Genomic DNA, 20006 nt, shown 5'->3' with positions numbered 1-20006 from the left:
CCTTGCGCCTTTTGCGGCGGTCTTTGCGGAAGAGTAGAGCCCATGTCCGGCCTTTCGGCAAAGGCCGGACGACACCGGGGGTTACACTTCGGCCGTTGCCGAAGCATGCTGGCGCGCCCTCGCCTAGCCTGGGATACGCCCGGAGGATATCCGCCCGTGACCACCACAGCCCAGTTCGCCGAAATCGCCGCCCTTGCCGGAGACCCGGCTCGCGCGGCCATGCTGCAGGCCCTGATGGACGGCCGCGCCCTGACCGCCTCCGAGCTGGCCGGGGTCGCCGGCGTTACGCCGCAGACCGCCAGCGGGCACCTGGCGCGCATGACCACCGCCGGGCTTATGGCCGTGACCCGGCAGGGGCGGCATCGCTATCATCGCCTGGCCTCGGCGTCGGTGGCGCGGATGATCGAGAGCATCATGCAGGTGGCGGGCGAGGCGCCCGCGCCGGCGCGCCGGCTCAGCACCGGGCCGCGAGATGCGGCCATGCGGGCCGCCCGCACCTGCTACGACCACATCGCCGGCCAGCTCGGCGTGGCGATCTGCGATTCCATGACCCGGCGCGGCTTCGTCGAGCTGGAGGCCGATGCGGGCGAGGTCACCGAGGCGGGCCTTGAGTTCCTGGCTGGGCTCGGCCTCAGCGACGACGCCCTGGCCGATCGGCGCGGCAAGCGCTCGGGACGCCTGTTCTGCCGCCCCTGTCTCGACTGGAGCGAGCGGCGGCCGCACCTGGCCGGGGTGATGGGCGCGGCTCTCTGCCGCCATTGCCTCGACCAGGGCTGGGTGCGCCGACTGGAGGGGGCGCGGGCCCTGGCCATCAGCCCCAAGGGTCAAAGCGTGTTCCGCGACCGGTTCCAGCTTCAGCTCGGCTGACCGCTACGGCGGCGGCCGAAGCATGCGCGCGCTTCGGGGGGCGATAGTCACGCATCGCAACCCGAGGCCGCCATGACCGTCACCGTCTTTATCCGCTACCAGATCGACCCGTTCCAGCAGCGCGAATTCGAGGCCTACGCCCAGCGCTGGCTGGAGATCATCCCGGCCTGCGGCGGCGACCTTCTGGGCTATTGGATGCCGCACGAAGGGACCAACAACATCGCCTTCGGCCTGATTTCGTTCGAAAGCATGGCCGCCTACGAAGCCTACCGCGCCCGCCTGCGCGCCGACCCGGCCGGCCGCGCCAATTTCGAGTTCGCCCAGGCCCAGAAGTTCATCCAGGCCGAGGAGCGGACGTTTCTACGGCAGGTGGAGCGGACCTAGACCCTCAGCGCCTCGCGCACCGGCGTCGGCCAGGCCTCGACATCGGTCCCATGGGTGGCGAACAAGGCCACGGTCAGGCGGTCCATGCCGAAGGCGACGCAGCAGGTGTGGGCCAGGTCGCCGTTCTCGGTGTGAAGGCCCCAGACCTCGCCGAAATGGTCCTTGTGGTAGTTGAAGCTCATACAGGCGGTGGGCGCCTCTTCGGACTTCACCGGCACCAGCAGCTCGAACTTCAGCTCGTTTTCCAGCTGCATCTGCGAAGCGAGCTGGCCGACGCGGCCGAAGAAGGGGTCGCTGGCCACGTCCACGCGGTAGCTCAGACCCAGGCGGTCGGCCAGGCCCTTGGCCCGCCCGATCCAGTCCTCGCGGAAGGCGCGGATCTGGTCCGGCGCGCCGATGCAGACATATTCGCGCATGCGGAAGGACTGGAAGCGGTCGATGTCACGCGAGGGCTCGCGGCGGAAACAGTCGCAGGCGACGTCGAAAACGAGGCCGTGGGCCGGCACCGGACCGCGCTCGGCGACCAGGGGATAGACCGGATAGCAGGCGGCCGGCGCCAGGACGAGGTCCGCGGCGTCCAGCTCGTCGGTCCACTCGGCCTCGCCCGCCTCGAAGCGGTCGACCACGCCGCGGATCTGGCGCTCGCTGCCCGACAGGCAGCTGACGCAGCCCAAAAGGTTGGGAAAGCTCTTCAGGTAGCCGTGCCGCTCGAGCTGCTTGCGGCTCATCACCGGCGGAAAGCGCAAAATCTCGGCGCCCTTGGGCCGGTAGGTGGAGATCAGCGCCGCCAGGGCCTCGACCACGCCCTCGTAGAGGCCGGTGCGGGCGTAGACTCCATCGACGCCGGTCTCGTGGAACAGGGCCCGGGTCAGGCGCTCCAGTCGATCATCGCCCGCATCTTCGACAAACTTGGCCATCTGGTTCATTTGAAAGGGGTCTCAGCCACGCAGGCCCTGGGGCGTTTCGGCGACCAGGCTCGAAGCCGCGAGATTGGCCAGGATACGGTCGTTGTTGATCATGATCGGCGAGGACAGCACGTCGCGCAGATGGCGGCCGATGCTGGCGTCGCTGTCGTTGCGATAGCCGGACAGGCCGCAGGTGCGCAGCGCGCTCATCACCGTGGCCACCGCCAATTCGGAGACGTCGACCTTCAAGAGGTTGATGGTGGTCTGGAACTCGATCTCGGCCAGGGCCGCGGGGTCGTGCTTGATCGCTTCGTAGCGGTCGATGGCCGCGGCCAGGAGCGCCCGGAGCGCGCGGAGCGAGGCCTGGGCCTTGTTCAGATAGGCGGCGGCGGGCGGCAACTGGCCGCCGGCGCCGCGAGCGGCCTTGCGGATGAACTTGCGGGCGCGTTCGACCGCGGCCGCGGCGACGCCGGCCCAGGCCGAGGACCAGAAGATGTGGGCCGAGGGCACCATGGATTGGCTGTGGATCACCTCGTAGGCCGGCCCCATGATCTGGGCGCGGTCCGCGTCGGCCTTCAGCGCAAAACCGATGCTGCAGGTGCCGCGCATGCCCAGCGTGTCCCAGGTCTGGGTCTGGGCCAGGCTGTAGTCGGCGCGTTCCAGCACCAGCAGCACCTGGTCGGAGCTGGCCGCGTCGGCCGAGCGGCGGGCGGTGGTGACCAGGGCGTCGGCGTCGGCGCCGTAGGAGATCACGCTGGCGTCGCGGTCGAGGGTGATGCGGCCGCCGACGGGGGCCACTGGAGCCGCGCTGGAACGGACATTGCCGCCGGCCTGGCCCTCGGTGGTGGACGAGGCCACCAGCCATTGCTGTTCGACCACGCGCCGCAGGAAGCCCTCATGCCAGGCGCCAGGCTCCACGTGCCTGGCCACGCAGGCGATCTTCACCTGGTGCATCGCATAGATCATCGCCGAGGAGGCGCAGGCCTGGCCCAGGATGTAGCAAATCTCGGCCACGTCGCCGTGGCTGGCGCCTTCGCCGCACAGGGCCTTGGGGACCAGCACGCCGAACAGCCGCTCGGCCTTGATCGCCGCAATGGCCTCGGCGGGGAAGCGAGCCTCGCGGTCGACCGCCTCGGCAAAGCTGGCGGCGACCGCAGCGACGCGGCGGGCACGTTCGAACATGCTGTCGGTCGGCGCCTCGCCGGGCCCCGCCGCCGGCGACGCTTCCAAGGTCGCTGCGGCGCTCCCGGCGCCTCTCAGATCATGAACGGTCATGTTACGGCCCTCGGTTCCCACACTTTGCCCCTGCGCCGTGGCCTCGACGAAGCCACGCTATCCCTGGCCCGGTCGCGTTGCTAGTGACTTGGCGAGACTGGACGGCCAAATTTGCGCAATGACGTTTCCGAATGCTTGATCCAGGTTTGGATCCTTGTTCAGCGAAATTCACATCCGATAGTGACCACGGTTACACCCTGCGTTCACCTTATGCCTTGACACTGACCCGGCTGACTTGTTCCACAGATGCGGATGCAGCCGGTGGACGAGCAGGCGGTTGCAAGACCGGCGCCACGCGGAGCCGGGGTTTCGGGACCTGTTTGGTCCTGCCGGGGGACAGGCGATGATTGCGGAACAGCGTAGGGCGGCGTGCGATCCGCGGATCGACGGCATCGTGCAAGGCCTTCTGGCCAAGCGCGGCCGGCCGGCCGTGACCGACTTGGACCAGGACCTGAACGAGGCCGGCCTGACCTCGGTCGACATGGTCAACCTGATGCTGGCCGTGGAAGGCGAGTTCGATATCGAAATCCCCGCCGCCCTGATGAAGCCCGAGCATTTCCGCACCCTGCGCGCCATCGAAGCCCTGGTGGCGAAGGTGACCGCCGCCTGAGCGACGGCTAGGCTGGCCCCATGCCGCTCGACCGTCACGCCCAGCGTTTCCTGAAGATGTTGGCCCTGTCAGGGCCTGCCGCGCCTGCGGGCGCAGCGCAGCGTCGACGCGACCTGGACGCCCTGAAGGATATCGGCGAGCTCGACCCAGAGCCCGGCGTCGCTGCGCTGTCCGTCGAGATCTCCGGCCCCGCCGGCGTCCTGCGCGCCTTCCTCTATACCCCTGAAAACCTGGACGAACCTGCGCCCGGGCTGGTCTTCCTGCACGGCGGCGGCTGGGTCGCGGGCAGCCTGGAGACCCATGACGGGGTCTGCCGCCGGCTGGCCCTGGCCGCGGGGTGCAAAGTGCTTTCGGTCGGCTATCGCCTCGCGCCTGAGCATCCGTTTCCGGCCGCGCTGGAGGACGCCGCCGCGGCGTTCCGCTGGGCCGTCGCGAAGGCGGATGAGCTTGGGCTGGACCCCGACCGCCTGGGCTTCGGCGGCGACAGCGCCGGCGGCGGGCTCGCGGCGGCGGCGGCCCTGGAGCTGGCCTCCGCCGGCGCCCCCGCGCCCAAGGCGCTGCTGCTCGTGTGCCCGATCCTCGACGTCGCCCGCGAGAGCGCCTCGCGCCTGGCCTATGCCGAGGGCTATTTCCTCGACCGCGCGACCATGGCGGCGGACCTGGCGGACTATCTGCCGCCGGGCGCCGACCCGGCCGACCCTCGCCTTTCGCCCCTGCTCGCCCCGGACCTTTCGGCCCTACCGCCGACCCTGGTGCACAGCGCCGAGTTCGACCCCTTCCGAGACGAGGCCGAGGCCTTCGCCAGCCGGCTGGCCCTGGCCGGCGTCCCGGTACGGCACACCGACCATGGCGGCATGATCCACTATTTCTACGCCCTGCCCCGCGCCATCCCCTACGCCCTGGAGGCGGCCCGGGCGATCGGCGCCCAACTGGCGGCCGCGCTCACGGCTTGAACCGCCCAGATTGGGTCGCCATCTCGGCCTGACGTCCCCGGAGCCCCGCCATGCCCGACGCCCCGATCGTCCGTCCCGTCCGCCCCGACGACTTCGACCGGTGGCTGCCGCTATGGGACGGCTACAACGCCTTCTATGGCCGCACCGGCGAGACCGCCCTCCCCGCCGCGGTCACCCAGGCGACCTGGGCGCGCTTTTTCGACGCCTACGAGCCGGTCTGGGCCCTGGTGGCTGAGGCCGACGGCAAGCTCCTGGGCCTAGTCCACTACCTGTTCCACCGCAGCACCACCATGCTGACGCCAAACTGCTACCTGCAGGACCTGTTCACCGCCCCCGAGGCCCGCGGTAGGGGCGTGGGCGAGGGCCTGATCGAGGCGGTCTACGACGCGGCGCGAGCGGCCGGGCTCAGCACGGTCTATTGGCAGACCCAGGAGACCAACGCGACCGCGCGCCGGCTCTATGACCGGGTGGCCACGGCGTCAGGGTTCATGGTGTATCGCAAGCGGCTATGAGGGGCCCTGGCCCGGCGTCATGATCCGCATCGCCGCGCCCTTGCGCAGCGGGAAGAACACCCGGTGGGAGGCCGGGTCGACCGCCACGACATGCGCATTGTCGGCCAGGAACGCCTGGCCGAGCTTCGTAACCCCGGCCGCCCCGACCTGGAACACCGACACCACCCCGCTCTCAGCCGAGACATAGAGGCGTCCGGCCTGGTCATCATAGGCCAGGACATCAGGGTCGGCCCCGATCGGCGCCTGGGCGAGCTGAACGTGGCGGTCGAGCGAGAAGGCCACCAGGGTCGCATTGTCCTCGCAGGCGATCAGGGCCAGGTGCGGCTTCTGCACGATCTGCAGGCCATGAGCGCCACGGCAGCCCTTCAGCGCCTCGCGCGAGATGACGCGGTCGGTCTTCGGGTCGATGCCCACCAGCACGTCGTGCGTCTGCTCGTTGGAATAGATCAGGCCGGAGCCGGGATCGTATTGGGTGTTGCCGACTTCCCCGCCGAGCGGGATCGTCGCCAGGCGCCTGTTGGCGGCCGCGTCGATCACGGTGACGCTGTCGCCATGTTCGTCGGAGACATAGAGCTTGCGCCCCTTCGGCTCCCAGGCGATCCCGTCCGGATAGTGGCCGGCGGGGATGCGGGCGACGATCTTCATCGCGGCCTCGTCGATCGCCACCACCTGATCGGCGCTGGTCGCCGAGGCGTAGACGCGGCCGAGTTCGGGCACGGCCAGGACGCCGTGCGCCGCCTGGACGCTGTCGATGGACCCCGCCAGGCGCTCCTGCCGCACGTCGAACACCCGCACGTGGCCGCCGGCCAGATCGGCGACGAACAGCAACCCCGTCTTCGGGTCCAGGCTGGCATAGTCGAAGCGTCCGCTGGACGAGCCGAACGGGACGTCCTTCACCAGCTTCAGCGGCAGGGGCGGGCTCGCGGCGCCGAGCAGGAGCAGGGCCGACAGCGCAAGCGCCGGGCGGATCATCTTGAGCATGGTCAATCTCCGTCTCGGCTTGCTCGCCTCGATCGATGGGCCGCGGCCAGCGCCTTTGCAGCGCCAGCGATCGCGTCCACCGCCGTCAGCGGATAGGGGACGACGCAACTGACGTTGATCTCGCAGAGAACGAAGCTGTCGTCACCCGCGGCCGTCTTCGGCCCATAGAGGAAGTCGGCGTCCCACAGGACCGGCAGGTCGCGGGTCTCTATGCCCAGCAGGGCCTGCAGCCCCGGCGTCCAATCCTGCTCCATGCTGCGGCGAAGGCCCTGGAAGCGAGGCGCGGCCTCGTCGTGCATGGTCTTCTCGCGCGCCATGCCGAAGCTCGGCAGGTCCGGCTCGCCGATCGCCAGGTTGCGCGGGAACTGCTCGGAAAAGCCGATCACCCGGTTCTGGGTCATGTAGCAGCGGATCAGGCCCTCACCGACACGGGACTGATAGGCCTGGTCGACCAGGCGGCCCTCGCCGGCCAGGAACGCCTCGCACCGGGCCATGAAGTCGCCGAGACGCACGCCAGGTTCCGGCCGGTCGCTACGGGCTTCCAGGACGGTCACCAGAGACCCCGGGCCGACAGGTTGCGCCGGGTCTTCGAGCTCCACCTTGAAGACCCCCTGATTGCCGTTGCCGCGGTTCTGCTTCAGCACCCGGATGCGGCCGGCCGCCAGCCGCGCCGGGAAGGCCGTGCGAAAGGCCTCGGCAGTCGCATAGGCGTGGGTGTCGGTCCCCCAGCCCAGGCTCCGGGTTCGCGCCAGCACCTCCTTGACCCCCATTTTCAGGATCACCTCCGGATGGGCGCTGACCCAGACGCCCGCCTCCGACACCTCCCGCAGCAGGGCGTCGAACCGGGTCCGGTCCACGCCCTCGGTCAGGGGGTCGACCCAGGCCAGGACGCCGTCGCAGGCGAGGAGTTGGATGCGCGCCTCCTCGACCGCCGCCTCGGAGAAGGCGACGGGCGCGGGGGCCACGTCGACCCTCTCGAGCGCGTCGTGGATCGGCTGCAGCCGCGGAAACTGCAGCGGGACGGCATGCGGGTCGCCCCGCCAGACCAGGGCGATCCGCAAAGGGCGATCCGAGGCCATGACTCCCCCTATTGCACGTTGGTCTGCTTCAGGGCGGCGGCCAGCCCCTCTGCGACCGCCTTGGCCTCACCGTGCCCCCAGAAATGCAGGAAGAAAATCCGCGGCTGGTCGTTCAGCATGTGATTGTGCACGGCGGTCACCTCGATTCCATGGCCGCGCAGGGCCTTGATCACCGGATTGACCTCGCTGGCGATCAGCACGAAGTCGCCTGTGGCTGCGACCTTCCCCGGGCCGGCCGGCTGGAAATTGATGGCCGTGGCGGTTCCCATGGCGGGCGCCAGGGCCATGCCGCCGTCGCGAACCTCGTCCTTGCGCGCGACGCTGTACTGCAGGACGCCGCCATTGAGCTTGCCCTTGGCGCCGAGCGCCTGATCGATGGCGGCGGCGTCGATTTCAGGCGCGGCCTGAGCCGCGGGAGCAGACGGCGGCGCGAAGGGCGTCTGGCTGAGGGACAGGGCTTCATGCAGAGACGCGGCGAGCTTGACAGGATCGCCATGGCCTTCGACGTGCATATACATCGTCGCGGGCGTGGATCGCAGCAGGTGGTTGTGCAGAGCGGTGACCTCGAAGCCCTCGGCCTCCAGCTTTGACATCACCGGATTGACCTCGTCGTGGGTCAGGACCAGGTCGCCCATCGCCATGGCCTGGTCTCCCATGGGCTCGAAGGCCACCCAAGAGCCCAGTGCGAAGCCGGCCTTCAGCGGCACGCCGTCGAGCGTCACCTTCAAGTCCGTGCGCGGCAGGGGGACCTTGTAGATCCCACCAGGCTGGACCGCGCCAGTCTTGCCGAGCGCCTTGCCGACGGCGTCCCAATCGGGCTCCGCCGCCTCGACCGACCCGGCCAACAGCGCCGCGGCGGCGATCCATGCGAACAGAAAACGGTTCATGAGCAGGTCTCCTGGTTTCGGACGGGAACTGGCCGGGTCACTTCACATAGACCCAGCTGGGGTGAAGCAGCGGGAACGCGATCAGGCCGATGGTCGCCGCCATGGCGACGAGCAGCGGATTGCTGACCTTGGTGCGGAACAGGACGATCAGGGCCGCAAGCGCGATCAGCGCCGTCAGCCAGTCGCCGATGGCGATCTTCCCCAGGAGCACGCAAGCCCCCAGGATCGTCCCTATGGCCGCGGCATAGGCGCCCTTGATGAAGCCCTGGACGTTCGGGTTCTGGCGGTGGCGGGCCAGGAGCGGGGCGACCACCAGCACGAACAGGAACGAGGGCAGGAAGATTCCGACGGTCGCGGCCGCGGCGCCCCAGACGCCCGCGACCAGGAAGCCGACGAATGTGGCGGTGATCACGACCGGGCCGGGGCTGAGCATGCCGACCGCGACCGCCACCAGGAACTCGCGCCCGTTCAGCCAGCCGGCTTGTTGAACCACGCCCTTTTCAAGGAACGGAACGATCACCAGGCCGCTACCGAAGGTCAGCGAGCCGGCCTTGAGGAAGAACGCGAACAGCTGGACGAGGATCGGCGCTTTCGCTGCGCCCACGCCGGCCGGAACCGCCGCGCCGGCCGCCGCAGCCCCGCCGGCCTTGCGGAACAGCGAGCCGTAATAGGCGATGCCGACCAGGCCAGCGCCGATGAACAGCAGCGCAACCTCGGCCTGGAGGATCACGGTCATGACGAAGCAGATCACGGCTATGGCGGCCTGCAGCCAGTCCTTCATGCCAAGCTTGGCCAGCCGCCAGCAGGAATGCAGGATCAGGGCGATTACCGCCGGGCTGACGCCATAGAACACGGCCGTCATCCAGCCGAGCCCGCCGAAGTGGACGTAGAGCGCCGCCAGGATCGAGACGATCAGGAAGTTGGGCAGGATGAAGGCCGCGCCGCCGATCCAGGCCCCCCAGAAGCCGCCACGCATATGGGCGATGAAAATGCCGACCTGGATCGCCAGCGGCCCGGGCAGGGATTGCGAGACAGCGATGGCGTCGCGCATCTCGTCCTGGCTCAGCCAGCGCTTCTCATGCACCAGCTCCCGCTCCATCTGGCCGCACAGGGCCACCGGCCCGCCGAACCCCAACGCGCCAAGGCGCAGGAAATAGACCCCGATCTCAACGAGATTCAGACTCGAGGCACTGGACGGAGACAGTGAGGCGTTGTTGGGATCGGCCTTGTCCATGCCAATACTCCAGACCCGCGAGCACGGGAAATGGAGCAGGTCTTGGACGGGGTGACCGTCTGATCGGGCGCCCGCTTTGCCCGATGCACATCTCATACGGCCAGCCGCCCGTGGAACGCAAGGCTCAGCGCCGTGACCAGATGCGACTACTGAACGCTGTCAGGCTGGCGTAAGTTTCATGCGCGAAACCAGGGGCGAAGCGAGGGCGTGCGACCTGCGCAGGCAACCTCGCCGCACGAAAATGGAGGTCCCGCTTGGGGGAATGGGGCCGTGCATGGCGCCGCAGATCGGGCCCGCCAAATGGCTTGTTGGCGGTCGCGGGTCTTTTTGTGATTGGCGCGCTCTCCCCCGCTCACGCATCACCTCCTCAAGCCGAAAGCGGTCAGGCCTCGTTCGGCCCGGAGTTCTTCGCGGCCGCGCGCCCCAATACCGCCTTCGACATGGTCCAGCGCCTACCCGGCTTCACCTTCGACGCCGGCCAGAATGTGCGCGGTTTCGCCGGGGCGGCGGGAAACGTCCTGATCAACGGCCAGCGCCCGTCCAGCAAGTCCGACAGCCTGGAGGACATTCTGAAGCGCATTCCCGCCGCCAGCGTCGCCCGCATCGCGCTGATCCGCGGCGGCGTTCCCGGCCTGGACATGGAGGGGCGCACCGTCCTCGCCGATGTTGTCCTGCGCGAGGAAGCGCGGACGGACATCGCCGCCGAGGCCAATTTCAAGCTCTATGGCGATGGCCGCGCGCCGCCGGTGCTGAAGCTGGACGTCGAACGGCGCAATGGCGAGCGCGCCCTATCCGGCTCGATCCTCTACGCCTATGAGGAGGGCGATGACGCCGGCCGCGGCCGGGTGGCGGACTTTTTCCCCAGCGGTGCGCCCGAGTTTCGCTCGAGGGTCCGTTCGGTCGATATCGACAAGTCGCTGAAGGTGGAGGGCGCCGCCCAATCCCCCGCCTGGGGCGGCCTTTTTCACCTGAACGGCAGCTTCGAATACGCCTGGACCGGCAAGAACGAACAGGACCGGCCGGTATTCTCGGCCGACGGCGCGGGCGCGGCCTCGATCAGCGACCATTACCGCACCTCGCTCGGCGAGTTGGGCGCCGACTACGACCGCCGCATCGGCCAGGCCACCGAATTGAAGCTGGTCTTCCTGCAGACGCTGAAATGGCGCCACTACGCCTCTGAAGAGGCTGACCAGACCTTGGCCAATTTCGCCCAGCGTCGCTTCTCGGGCGAAAGCATCCTGCGCGCCACCGTGACCCGCACAATCTCGCCCTCGCTGAGCGTGGAGACTGGCGCCGAGGGCGCCTTCAACTTCCTCGACGGTCGCTCGACCTATGTGCTGTTCGGCGTGCCGACGCGCCTGCCCAACGACAACGCGACGGTGCAGGAGCGGCGCGGGGAAGTATTCGCCACGGCGACGTGGCGCCTCCGCCGCGACCTGGACCTGGAAGCCGGCGCGAGGATCGAAGCCTCGAGCTTCGCCCACACGGGCGATGTGCGTCAGACGCAATCGTTCCTGTTCCCCAAACCGCGTGTCGTGCTCACCTGGTCGCCGGGCAAGGCTTCGCAGCTGCGCCTGCGCTTCGAACGCGAGGTCGGCCAGCTCGACTTCGCCAATTTCGTCGCCAGCACCGACTTCACCACCGGCGCGGTGGACGCGGGCAACGGAACCTTGCAGCCGGAGCGGCGATGGGTGAGCGAAGCGGCGCTGGAGCAGCGCTTTCCGGGCGATGGCGCGGTGGTCGTGACCCTGAGCCACATCGAGCTGCAGGATGTCGTGGATCTTGTCCCGATCCAGGGGCTGAACGCCCCGGGCAATATCGGCGATGGCTGGCGCAACACCGCCGAGCTGGCCGTCACCGCGCCGCTCGACCGGATCGGCCTGGCCGGCGGCCAGGTCAAGTTCGACGGGACCTGGCTGGAGTCACGGGTGACCGATCCCACGACCCGCCAGGCCCGGACGATCACCGCCGACCTGCCGTTCAGCGGAACGATAAGCCTGACCGGCGAGGCGCCGGCCCTCAAGTCCACCTGGACCATCAACGTGACCAACGGCTCGCGCTCGCACGAGTACCGCATCGACGAGGTGCTCGGTTATCGCGTGGAGACGGCGGCTGATGTCCGCTGGGAGTACAAGCCAAGCGACCGGCTCGCGATCCTGTTCGAGATCGGCGACATCACCGGCCGGGGACGCTACAGGTCCAGCACCGCCTATGCCGGCCTGCGGGGCGCGGCGCCGATACTGGTTTCAGAGCAGTTCGGCGTGCGCTGGCCCGCCTATTGGCACATTCGCATCCGCCGGACCTGGTGAGCGCCGGAAGGGGACGGCTGATAGGCGTCAGAGCCTGATCCGTCCCCCTGCAATCTGGTCGAACAGCGGGGCGTCCAGCGGCGCATAGCCATCCCCCCCCGGCAGGGCGACGAACAGCGGCTCGGCGACAACGGCCGGGTCGAACCCCTCCTTGGCCAGATCAGCCTTCTTCTGCTTGAAGGTCTCGGTGACCGCCAAGGCCGGCGAAAGGCGCAGAAACACCGGCTGGGCGTAGGCCGGCAGGCGGCCGGCCAGGCGCGCGCGCAGGCCGGAGAGGTCGAAGCCCTCGCCGGTGACCAGGGCGGCCATGCCGGCCTTGCCGTCGGCGCCCGGGACGGCCACGCCGTAGACGGTGGCCTCGATCACGCCGGGGATTTCGGACAGGGCTTCGGCGACCTCGGTAGTGGCCACGTTCTCGCCCTTCCAGCGGAAGGTGTCGCCGATGCGATCGACGAAATACCAGAAGCCGCGGGCGTCCTGCCGCATCAGGTCGCCCGTGCGCAGCCAGGCGTCGCCGGGTTCGAACACGTCGCGCAGGATCTTCTTCTCGCTCTCGGCGGCGCTGGTGTAGCCCTCGAAGCGGTGTGCGGGGTCGCCGCCCGCCGCCAGCCGCCCGATCGCCTCGCCGGGCTCGCCCACAGCGCAGCGCTGGCACAGGCCGTCCTCGCCGCGCGCCGGCAGGCCGGTGGCGACGTCGTGACGGACCAGGGCGGCGGGGAAGCGATGGGCCATGAAGCCCGGGATGCGGCCGATGGCGCCGACCTCGCCCTCGACGTTGTAGAGCGAGAAATTGCCCTCGGTGGCGGCGTAGAACTCCAGGATTTTCGGAATGGCGAAGCGTTCCTGGAACGGGGCCCAGACGTCAGGGCGAAGGCCATTGCCGCAGATCATCCTGAGGCGATGGGCCCGCTCCTGGTCCGACGGCGGGGCGGCCAGGAGGTAGCGGCAGAGCTCGCCGATGTACTGGAACAGGGTGCAGTCCCAGCGGACGATATCGTCCCAGAACTGGCTGGCCGAGAACTTCTCGCGCAGCACCACCGAGCCGCCGCGGATCAGCAGCGCGCCGGTGGCCACCACCCCGCCGACGCTGTGGTACATGGGCAGGCAGTCGTAGAGCCTGTCGTCCGGCGAAGCGTCCATCAGCCCGGCGAACCAGCCGCTCCAGCTCATGATCCGGTGATGGCTGACCCGGGCGGCCTTGGGCAGGCCCGTGGTGCCCGAGGTGTAGATCAGCAGCGCCGGATCGGATAGGCGCGTCCCCTGTCGCTCGGCGTCGGTCAGCGGCTCTCCGGAAACAGCTGCCAGATCGACCTGTTCCATCGGCCAGACCCGCGCGCCGTCCGGCGCCGCCTCGGCGCAATTGGCGAAGGCTTCGGCGAGGACCACATGCTTCGGCTCGGCGACGGCGAGGCAATGGGCGAGCGCCGCCCCTCGAAGATTGGTGTTCAGCAGCGCCGCCACCACGCCCACGCTGGTCACCCCCAGCCAGAAGGCCATGTAGGAGGGGCTGTTGGGCGCCATCAGGGCCACCACCTCGCCCTTGGCCACCCCCTGGGCCAGGGCCCATCGCGCCCAGCGGCGCGAGCGCTCCGCCAGTTCGGCATAGGTCAGGGTCTCATGATCGGACAGCAGGGCCGGCGCATCGGGCCGCTCAGCGGCGATCTCTCCCACGACGCTGGACAACAGCCGCTCGGGCGCCTGGTCCAGGCGCGAGGTCATCTCCAGCGCCCGCAGCCAGGCGCGGTTGGCGCCGCCGCCCTTGGCGGCCGGCCTGGCGCTCGCATCTGCGCTGTTCGCGGGGAGGCTCATGCACCGATCTCACGAAATTGACCGAATAATCGTCAGCCCCTGCTGAGCAGGGGCCAAGCGGGGCTGCAATCTCTACGCCAACAGCTTACGTAGGATTGCAGGCGAAGCTTCTCTTATATTGCGGCACGCTCCCTGCATTGGCTCGTCTTGTCGGCGCCCATGGGCCAATTTGGAACCGCTTTTCGTTCGGGCCCGACAGGAGAGGTCTTGGCCATGCGCCCGGAAACCATCGCCATCCACGCCGGCTTTGACGCCGACCCGGTCACCAAGGCCGTGGCCGTGCCGATCTATCAGACCGCCTCCTATGCGTTCGACAGCGCCGAGCACGGCGCCGCCCTGTTCGACCTTGAGGTCGAGGGCTTCCGCTACAGCCGCATCGGCAACCCGACCACGGCCATCCTGGAAAAGCGGATGGCGGCCCTGGAAGGCGGCGTCGGCGCCCTGACCACCGCCTCGGGCCAGGCGGCGATGCACTTCGCCCTGGCCAATGTCGCCGACCACGGCGGCAACATCGTCTCGGTGCCCCAGCTCTATGGCGCGACCCACGCCCTGCTGCATCACATCCTGCCACGCCAGGGGATCCAGGGCCGCTTCGCCGCCAGCGACCAGCCGGACGACATCGCCCGCCTGATCGACAAGGACACCAAGGCGGTGCTGTGCGAGAGCATCGGCAACCCGGCCGGCAATGTCTGCGACATCGAGGAGCTGGCCAAGGTCGCCCATGCCGCCGGCGTTCCCTTGATCGTCGACAACACGGTGGCGACCCCGATCATGCTGCGCCCGATCGACTATGGCGCGGACATCGTCGTCCACTCCCTGACCAAGTTCCTGGGCGGCCACGGCACCACCCTGGGCGGCGCCATCGTCGACAGCGGCCGCTTCCCGTGGGCGAAGTACGCCGACCGCTTCCCGATGTTCACCCAGCCGGACCACTCCTATCACGGCCTGGTCTATGTCGACCGCTTCGGCCCCGAGGCCTTCATCGCCCGCGCCCGCAGCGTCTATCAGCGCAACATGGGCGCGGTGCTGGCGCCGCTGAGCGCCTTCCTTTTGCTGCAGGGCATCGAGACCGTGGCCCTGCGCATGGAGCGGCACATCGAGAACGGCCGCAAGGTCGCCGAATTCCTGCGCGCCGACCCGCGGGTGGACTGGGTTTCCTACGCCGCCTTCGAGGACAGCCCCTATTACGGCCTGTCGCAGAAGTACCTGCGCGGCCAGGCCTCCTCGCTGCTGACCTTCGGCATCAAGGGCGGGCTCGAGGCCGGCCGGCAGTTCTATAACCGCCTCGGCCTGATCAAGCGGCTGGTCAATATCGGCGACGCCAAGTCGCTGGCCTGCCACCCCGCTTCGACCACCCACCGCCAGATGGACCCGGAAGAGCAGCTGAAAGCCGGGGTGCGGCCCGAAATGATCCGCCTCTCGATCGGCATCGAGCACATCGACGACATCATCGAAGACCTGGACCAGGCGCTGGGCGCCCCGTCCACCTCCCAAGCGGCTCGCGCCCCTGCGCGGGCGGAAAGCCCCTAGAGCAGAGGACAAGAGGCCATGGCCGACGGCGAAGTCCCTCAGAGCGGCGACCTTCCCGCTTCCTGTCCGCCCATGCGGATCGAGATCGGCCTGGTGAACAACATGCCGGATGCGGCCCTCGCCGCGACCGAGCGGCAATTCGCCGAACTGATCGCGGCCGCGGGCGGCGGCCTGGACGTGCGGCTAAAGCTCTACAGCCTGCCGGGGGTTCCGCGCAGCGACGCGGCGCGGCTCGCCATGAGAGACCGCTATGTCGAGATCGATGACCCCACAGCGCTGAAGGTCGACGCCCTGATCGTCACCGGCAACGAGCCCAAGACCGCCGACATCCGCAGCGAGCCCTATTTCCCGCACCTGGCCCGGCTGATCGACTGGGCCGAGCACAGCACCCTTTCGACCTTGTGGTCCTGCCTGGCGGCCCACGCAGCGGTGCTGCACCTGGACGGGGTCGAGCGGCGCCCCCTGCCCCAGAAATGCGCCGGGGTGTTCCTGTGCGAGCAGGTGGCCGACGACCCCCTGATGGCCGGCATGGCCTCGATGATCCGCATGCCGCACTCGCGCAGGAACGGCCTTTCGGTCGGCGACCTCGCCGCCAAGGGCTATCACCTCTTGACCCATTCGCGCGAAGCCGGGGCGGACCTGTTCGTGCGGCGGGGCGAGAGCCTGTTCGTCTTCTTCCAGGGGCATCCGGAATACGACGCCGACGGCCTGCTCAAGGAATACTGCCGCGACGTCGGCCGCCACCTGCGCGGCGAGATGGATGATCCGCCGCCATTGCCGGTGGGCTATTTCGACGCCCGCACCGAGGCGGCCTTCCGCGCCCTGGCCGAGGAAGCCAGGCGGGCCCGCTCGCCGGCGCTGATCGAACGCTGCGCCGAGATCGCCGCCGAATTCCACCCGCCGCATCCCTGGCGCCACCACGCCGAGGTGCTGTTCGCCAACTGGCTGCAGCAGATCGCCCTGATGAAGGCCGTTCGCGCCCTGCCGGCCTACGCTTTTGCCGGCGCCCGGGAAGGGGTGCGGTAGGCTCCCGGTTTCGTGACCGCCTCGGCGCGCGAAACGGCTTGACGATCTAAACGGTCGATTCAAACATTCGTTTGAAAATGAGTGATGGAGGCCCCATGCCCCCGCCCGGCTTCGAACCGTTCGACCGCGAAAGCCCTTTGCTCGCCCCCTGGCGCCCCATCTTCATGCGCAACGAACCGGGCCAGGTCGTGCTGGGTCTGGAGGCGCGCGAAGCGCACACCAATTCCCGCGGGACCGTGCATGGCGGCCTCTACGCCGCCCTGGCCGACCAGGCGATGGGACTTTCCTGCGGCGCGCGGCTGCGGGCCGAGGGCGCGCAGGTCGAGGGGCTGTGGACCACCTCGCTCGGCATCGACTATCTGGGCGCGGCCAGGCCCGGCCAGTGGCTGGAATTTCACACCCTGTTCGTCCACGGCGGCGGCCGCTCGAGCCACGCCGAGATGGACATCACCGCCGACGGCGAGACGGTGGCCCGGGCGCGGGCGAGCTTCCGCGTAGCGCTCGCACGGGGCGCGGCCTGACTACCCGGTTGCACTGCGAGAAATCGACGCGCCCAGATCTTCACGGTTGCTCAAGCGTTCGCCGCTAAGCTCAAATCTTCTGGCGAGCGGCCGTTTTCCGGCAGTCGGAGAACGGCCTCGACTGCGGCGGGGCCATGAAGCCATTTCGTTCGATCCGGCTTCGCATTCAGCTGATCGTGGGCCTTCTGGTCGCGGTGCTGGCGGCCGTGAGCGCGATTTCGGCCAACCAGGCCTTCGAGCGGCTGCAACAGGCCCGCCGTGTGGTGGCGATCAGCGAGGCCTCGCGGGCCCTGTTCACCGAAATGAACCTGCTGCGCCTCGAGCGGGGCACGACTGCGGGCCTGATCGCCTCGCCGGGCGATCCGGACCCGAAGGAGGTCGCCTACCAGGCCGAGCTGAGGTCGCAATCCACGTCCAGGATGCACTCGACCCTGGCTGCGCTCAGGTCACTGTCGCCCCATGCCGACGCCTTCGGTGAAGCCGGGATCGGCCGCCTTTTCGACAAGGTCCAGGCCCTGCGCGCCGAGTCCGACGCCGCCATCCGCCAGCCGCTCGATCGGCGGCCGCCGGACCTGCACGACCGCTATCTGGCGGGGCTCACAGCCCTGACCGACGCCATGACCGACGCCACCGAGCGGTTGGGCGCCGAGATTGGCCGAGACGACCCCTTCATCGCCCGCATGACCAATATCGGCCGACTGGCCTGGACCGTGCGCGCCGCCGCGGGCAACGACAGCCTGCGCTGGTGGACCGCCGCCATCGTTGGCCGCAAGTTGACCCACGATCAGGTCGACGAGTTCAAGGCGCTCAAGGAGCGCATCGACGCTCCCTGGGCGATCCTGAAGGACGACGCCGCCCACGACGAAGCGCCGCCGGCCTTGTTGGCCGCGATCGCCGCTTCGGACCGGCTCTACTACCAGATCGACCGGCGGATGCGCGGCGAGATCCTGGACGCGCTTGCGGCCGGGCGCACATCGATCCTGCCCAACGAGCAGAGCCGTCAGATCAACAACGCCGGGCTGGACAGCCTGATGAACGTGGCCAACACCGCCTTCGGCGCGGTGGCGGAGCACGCCGCGGCCGAGGCCACGGACGCCGAGCGCGACCTCTCCGTCGCCCTGGTCCTGATGGCCGTCTCCGTGGGCCTGGGCGTGATGGTCGCCGTGTTCGCCAGCGCCCAGGTGCTGAAGCCGATCGGGCGCATCACCACCGCCATGCGCGCCGTGGCCGAGGGCGACCTGGACCACCCGATCCCCGACATGGAGCGGCCGGACGAAGTTGGCGACCTGGCCCGGGCGCTCGGCGTGTTCCGCACCTATGCCGAGGCCAAGCGCAAGCTGGACGAGGAGCTGCTGGCCAGCCGCGTCGCCCGGGAGACCGCCGAAGCCTCGGCGCGGGCCAAGGCCGAGTTCCTGGCCAATATGAGCCACGAGATCAGGACGCCCCTGACCGCCGTGATCGGCTTTGCGGGCCTGGTGGCCAAGATGGGCGGCCTGCCCGCCCAGGCCGAGGCCTATACCCAGCGCATCCTAACCGGCGGCCAGGCGCTTCTGGCCCTGGTCAACGACATCCTGGACGTCTCGCGGATAGAGGCCGGCCAGGTCGAGTTGAACCTTCAGCCGGTCGCGCTGGAGCGCCTCCTGGCGGATGCGGTCGAGCTGGTTCGGCCGGAGGCGGACAAGAAGGACCTGACGCTGAGCCTGCAGGCCCTCTCATCCCTGCCCAAGGAAGTCGTGGCCGACGCAGCCCGCACGCGGCAGGTGCTGCTGAACCTGGTGGGCAATGCGGTCAAGTTCACCAATCACGGTTCGGTGACGGTAGAGGCCAGCTATCGCGTCGACCTCGGCGGGCGGCTGCTGGTGAAGGTGCGCGACACCGGCCACGGCATTTCGGATGCGGACCGCGCCCGCCTGTTCCGCCGCTTCTCGCAGATCGACGCCTCCAATACCCGACGGCACGGGGGCGCAGGCCTGGGGCTTGCGATCTCCAAGGGGCTGATCGAACTGATGGGCGGCGAGATTGGCCTGGATACGGTGGAAGGCGTCGGCTCGACCTTCTGGTTCGATATTCCCGCTCCCGTCGCCGCCGCCGCCGAACCGGCGGCCCAGGAGGCAGAGGCGCGGGTCGAGCCCAATCCGCTGCGCATCCTGGTGGTCGACGACGTGGCGGTGAACCGCGAGCTGGTTTCGGCCCTTCTCGCCCCATTCGACCTCGAGGTCTGTGAGGCCGCAAACGGGGTCGAAGCGGTGGAGGCGGCCCAGCGCGACGTGTTCGACCTGATCCTGATGGACCTGCAGATGCCGGTGATGGACGGCCTGGCCGCCGCCCGCGCCATCCGCCGCGAGGCGCCCCTGAACGCGGCGACCCCGATCCTGGCTCTCAGCGCCAATGTCATGGCCGCCCAGGTCGAGGCCTGCCGCGCCGCGGGCATGAACGATCATATCGCCAAGCCGATCAATCCGGGCGAGCTTTTGAGCAAGATCGACCGCTGGGCCCCAGGCGGCGAACCGGCCACGGCGGAGGTCGCTTAAGCGAAATCCTTGCTCAGCTCGGCGCGGGCGGCCGGGCTGAGGGCAGCCATGTGCGCGTAGTGCTCGTGGTCGCAGCCGACCAGGATGGCGGTCGTCGGGTCGCGGAACTTGGCCTTCTGGGCTTCGGTCAGCGAAAAATGCAGGAAGTGGACCGAGGAGGTCTTGCCGTCCTCGCGCGTGCGCTCGATGTCGCCTTCGGGAACGCCCATGACCTTGTCAGCGCCGATCTGGATGAAGAAGCTGTCCTCGGCCCCGCCGAGCCGGGCCAGCAGGGCGGCGCGGCGTCGCTCGTCCTCGATTTCGAACATCACCGTGGCCACCAGCTCGTCCCCCTGCGGGATCAAGGGGTTGTAGGCCGAAAGCTCGTCAGCGATCTGGGCCTCGCCGCCCTTTTCGACCAGCAGCATCTCCTGGACCTGGAACAGCATGGTCTCGAAGGTCTCGAAATAGAAGGTGCAGACGGGGCCAAGCTCCACGCGGCGCAGCCGCTTGACGGGCAGCAGCGACGCGCGGCGCTCCTTGCGCACCTTGGCGAAGTCGGCGTCGGGCAGGATGTCGGCGCGGGTGATCTGGCGCTGGGCGGCGGGCATGAG

The 20006-nt window shown here is 69.0% G+C and carries 18 protein-coding genes; 10 read left to right on the top strand and 8 right to left on the bottom strand.

Going from position 1 to position 20006, the window contains the following annotated elements:
• Positions 1–156: 156 nt before the first annotated feature.
• Positions 157–867, top strand: coding sequence for an ArsR/SmtB family transcription factor (locus KCG34_RS24900; RefSeq protein WP_211938279.1), 711 nt, complete (start codon positions 157–159; stop codon positions 865–867).
• Between the two features lie 72 nt (positions 868–939).
• Positions 940–1251, top strand: a complete 312-nt coding sequence (locus tag KCG34_RS24895) for an NIPSNAP family protein (RefSeq protein WP_211938278.1) — start codon at positions 940–942, stop codon at positions 1249–1251.
• Here KCG34_RS24895 and KCG34_RS24890 read toward each other — a convergent pair.
• Together KCG34_RS24890 and KCG34_RS24885 are read right to left on the bottom strand one after the other, a co-directional pair.
• Entirely contained in the window at positions 1248–2168 is a 921-nt protein-coding gene (locus KCG34_RS24890) for an amino acid--[acyl-carrier-protein] ligase (RefSeq protein WP_211938277.1), read from the bottom strand. The genes KCG34_RS24895 and KCG34_RS24890 overlap by 4 nt on opposite strands.
• Before the next feature lie 21 nt (positions 2169–2189).
• Positions 2190–3431, bottom strand: a complete 1242-nt coding sequence (locus tag KCG34_RS24885) for an acyl-CoA dehydrogenase family protein (RefSeq protein WP_211938276.1) — start codon at positions 3429–3431, stop codon at positions 2190–2192.
• A gap of 343 nt (positions 3432–3774) precedes the next feature.
• Between KCG34_RS24885 and KCG34_RS24880 the strand changes: the two genes are divergently transcribed.
• From KCG34_RS24880 to KCG34_RS24870, 3 genes are read left to right on the top strand one after another with little or no spacing between them, the layout of a single operon-like run.
• Complete coding sequence (locus KCG34_RS24880) at positions 3775–4041, top strand: phosphopantetheine-binding protein (RefSeq protein ID WP_211938275.1); 267 nt, start codon at positions 3775–3777, stop codon at positions 4039–4041.
• A gap of 20 nt (positions 4042–4061) precedes the next feature.
• Positions 4062–4994 carry an alpha/beta hydrolase gene (locus KCG34_RS24875; RefSeq protein WP_211938274.1) on the top strand — a complete coding sequence of 311 codons (933 nt, stop codon included), beginning with the start codon at positions 4062–4064 and terminating at the stop codon, positions 4992–4994.
• A 50-nt stretch (positions 4995–5044) separates the two neighbouring features.
• Positions 5045–5506: a GNAT family N-acetyltransferase gene (locus KCG34_RS24870; protein ID WP_211938273.1), complete on the top strand. Its 462-nt coding sequence runs from the start codon at positions 5045–5047 to the stop codon at positions 5504–5506.
• Here the strand turns inward: KCG34_RS24870 and KCG34_RS24865 are convergent.
• The 4 genes from KCG34_RS24865 to chrA are packed head-to-tail and all read right to left on the bottom strand — an operon-like array spanning position 5501 to position 9687.
• On the bottom strand, positions 5501–6487 hold the full coding sequence (locus tag KCG34_RS24865) for a YncE family protein (protein WP_211938272.1): 987 nt from the start codon (positions 6485–6487) through the stop codon (positions 5501–5503). The two genes, KCG34_RS24870 and KCG34_RS24865, sit on opposite strands and share 6 nt — an antisense overlap.
• 2 nt (positions 6488–6489) lie before the next feature.
• Positions 6490–7566: a Cj0069 family protein gene (locus KCG34_RS24860; protein ID WP_211938271.1), complete on the bottom strand. Its 1077-nt coding sequence runs from the start codon at positions 7564–7566 to the stop codon at positions 6490–6492.
• Between the two features lie 8 nt (positions 7567–7574).
• Complete coding sequence (locus KCG34_RS24855; protein ID WP_211938270.1) at positions 7575–8453, bottom strand: DUF1259 domain-containing protein; 879 nt, start codon at positions 8451–8453, stop codon at positions 7575–7577.
• Positions 8454–8490: 37 nt separating this feature from the next.
• Entirely contained in the window at positions 8491–9687 is a 1197-nt protein-coding gene (gene chrA / locus KCG34_RS24850; protein WP_211938269.1) for a chromate efflux transporter, read from the bottom strand.
• 440 nt (positions 9688–10127) lie between these two features.
• Here chrA and KCG34_RS24845 point away from each other — a divergent pair, with 440 nt between their 5' ends.
• Positions 10128–11996, top strand: coding sequence for a TonB-dependent receptor plug domain-containing protein (locus KCG34_RS24845; protein WP_211938268.1), 1869 nt, complete (start codon positions 10128–10130; stop codon positions 11994–11996).
• A 27-nt stretch (positions 11997–12023) separates the two neighbouring features.
• On the opposite strand, the gene KCG34_RS24840 is transcribed toward KCG34_RS24845, so the two are convergent.
• The gene (locus KCG34_RS24840) at positions 12024–13805 is read right to left on the bottom strand and encodes a long-chain-acyl-CoA synthetase (protein ID WP_211938267.1); all 1782 of its coding nucleotides are present in this window, start codon (positions 13803–13805) and stop codon (positions 12024–12026) included.
• Positions 13806–14018: 213 nt separating this feature from the next.
• On the opposite strand from KCG34_RS24840, the gene KCG34_RS24835 reads away from it, so the two are divergent.
• The 4 genes from KCG34_RS24835 (at position 14019) to KCG34_RS24820 (ending at position 19413) form a co-directional block, all read left to right on the top strand.
• The gene (locus KCG34_RS24835; protein ID WP_211938266.1) at positions 14019–15335 is read left to right on the top strand and encodes an O-acetylhomoserine aminocarboxypropyltransferase/cysteine synthase family protein; all 1317 of its coding nucleotides are present in this window, start codon (positions 14019–14021) and stop codon (positions 15333–15335) included.
• Between the two features lie 18 nt (positions 15336–15353).
• Positions 15354–16361 (top strand): homoserine O-succinyltransferase MetA, encoded by a 1008-nt coding sequence (gene metA / locus KCG34_RS24830; protein ID WP_211938265.1) that lies wholly within the window; start codon positions 15354–15356, stop codon positions 16359–16361.
• 95 nt (positions 16362–16456) lie between these two features.
• Positions 16457–16882 carry a PaaI family thioesterase gene (locus KCG34_RS24825; RefSeq protein ID WP_249138147.1) on the top strand — a complete coding sequence of 142 codons (426 nt, stop codon included), beginning with the start codon at positions 16457–16459 and terminating at the stop codon, positions 16880–16882.
• A gap of 134 nt (positions 16883–17016) precedes the next feature.
• Entirely contained in the window at positions 17017–19413 is a 2397-nt protein-coding gene (locus tag KCG34_RS24820) for an ATP-binding protein (protein ID WP_211938263.1), read from the top strand.
• Here KCG34_RS24820 and KCG34_RS24815 read toward each other — a convergent pair.
• Positions 19410–20003, bottom strand: coding sequence for a DUF3501 family protein (locus KCG34_RS24815; protein WP_211938262.1), 594 nt, complete (start codon positions 20001–20003; stop codon positions 19410–19412). The two genes, KCG34_RS24820 and KCG34_RS24815, sit on opposite strands and share 4 nt — an antisense overlap.
• Between the last annotated feature and the right edge of the window lie 3 nt (positions 20004–20006).

Origin of the sequence: Phenylobacterium montanum (assembly GCF_018135625.1) — a bacterium.
Classification (GTDB): Bacteria; Pseudomonadota; Alphaproteobacteria; order Caulobacterales; family Caulobacteraceae; genus Poindextera; species Poindextera montana.
Note: the sequence above shows the minus strand (reverse complement) of the source record. Positions and strands in the feature narration are given on the sequence as shown.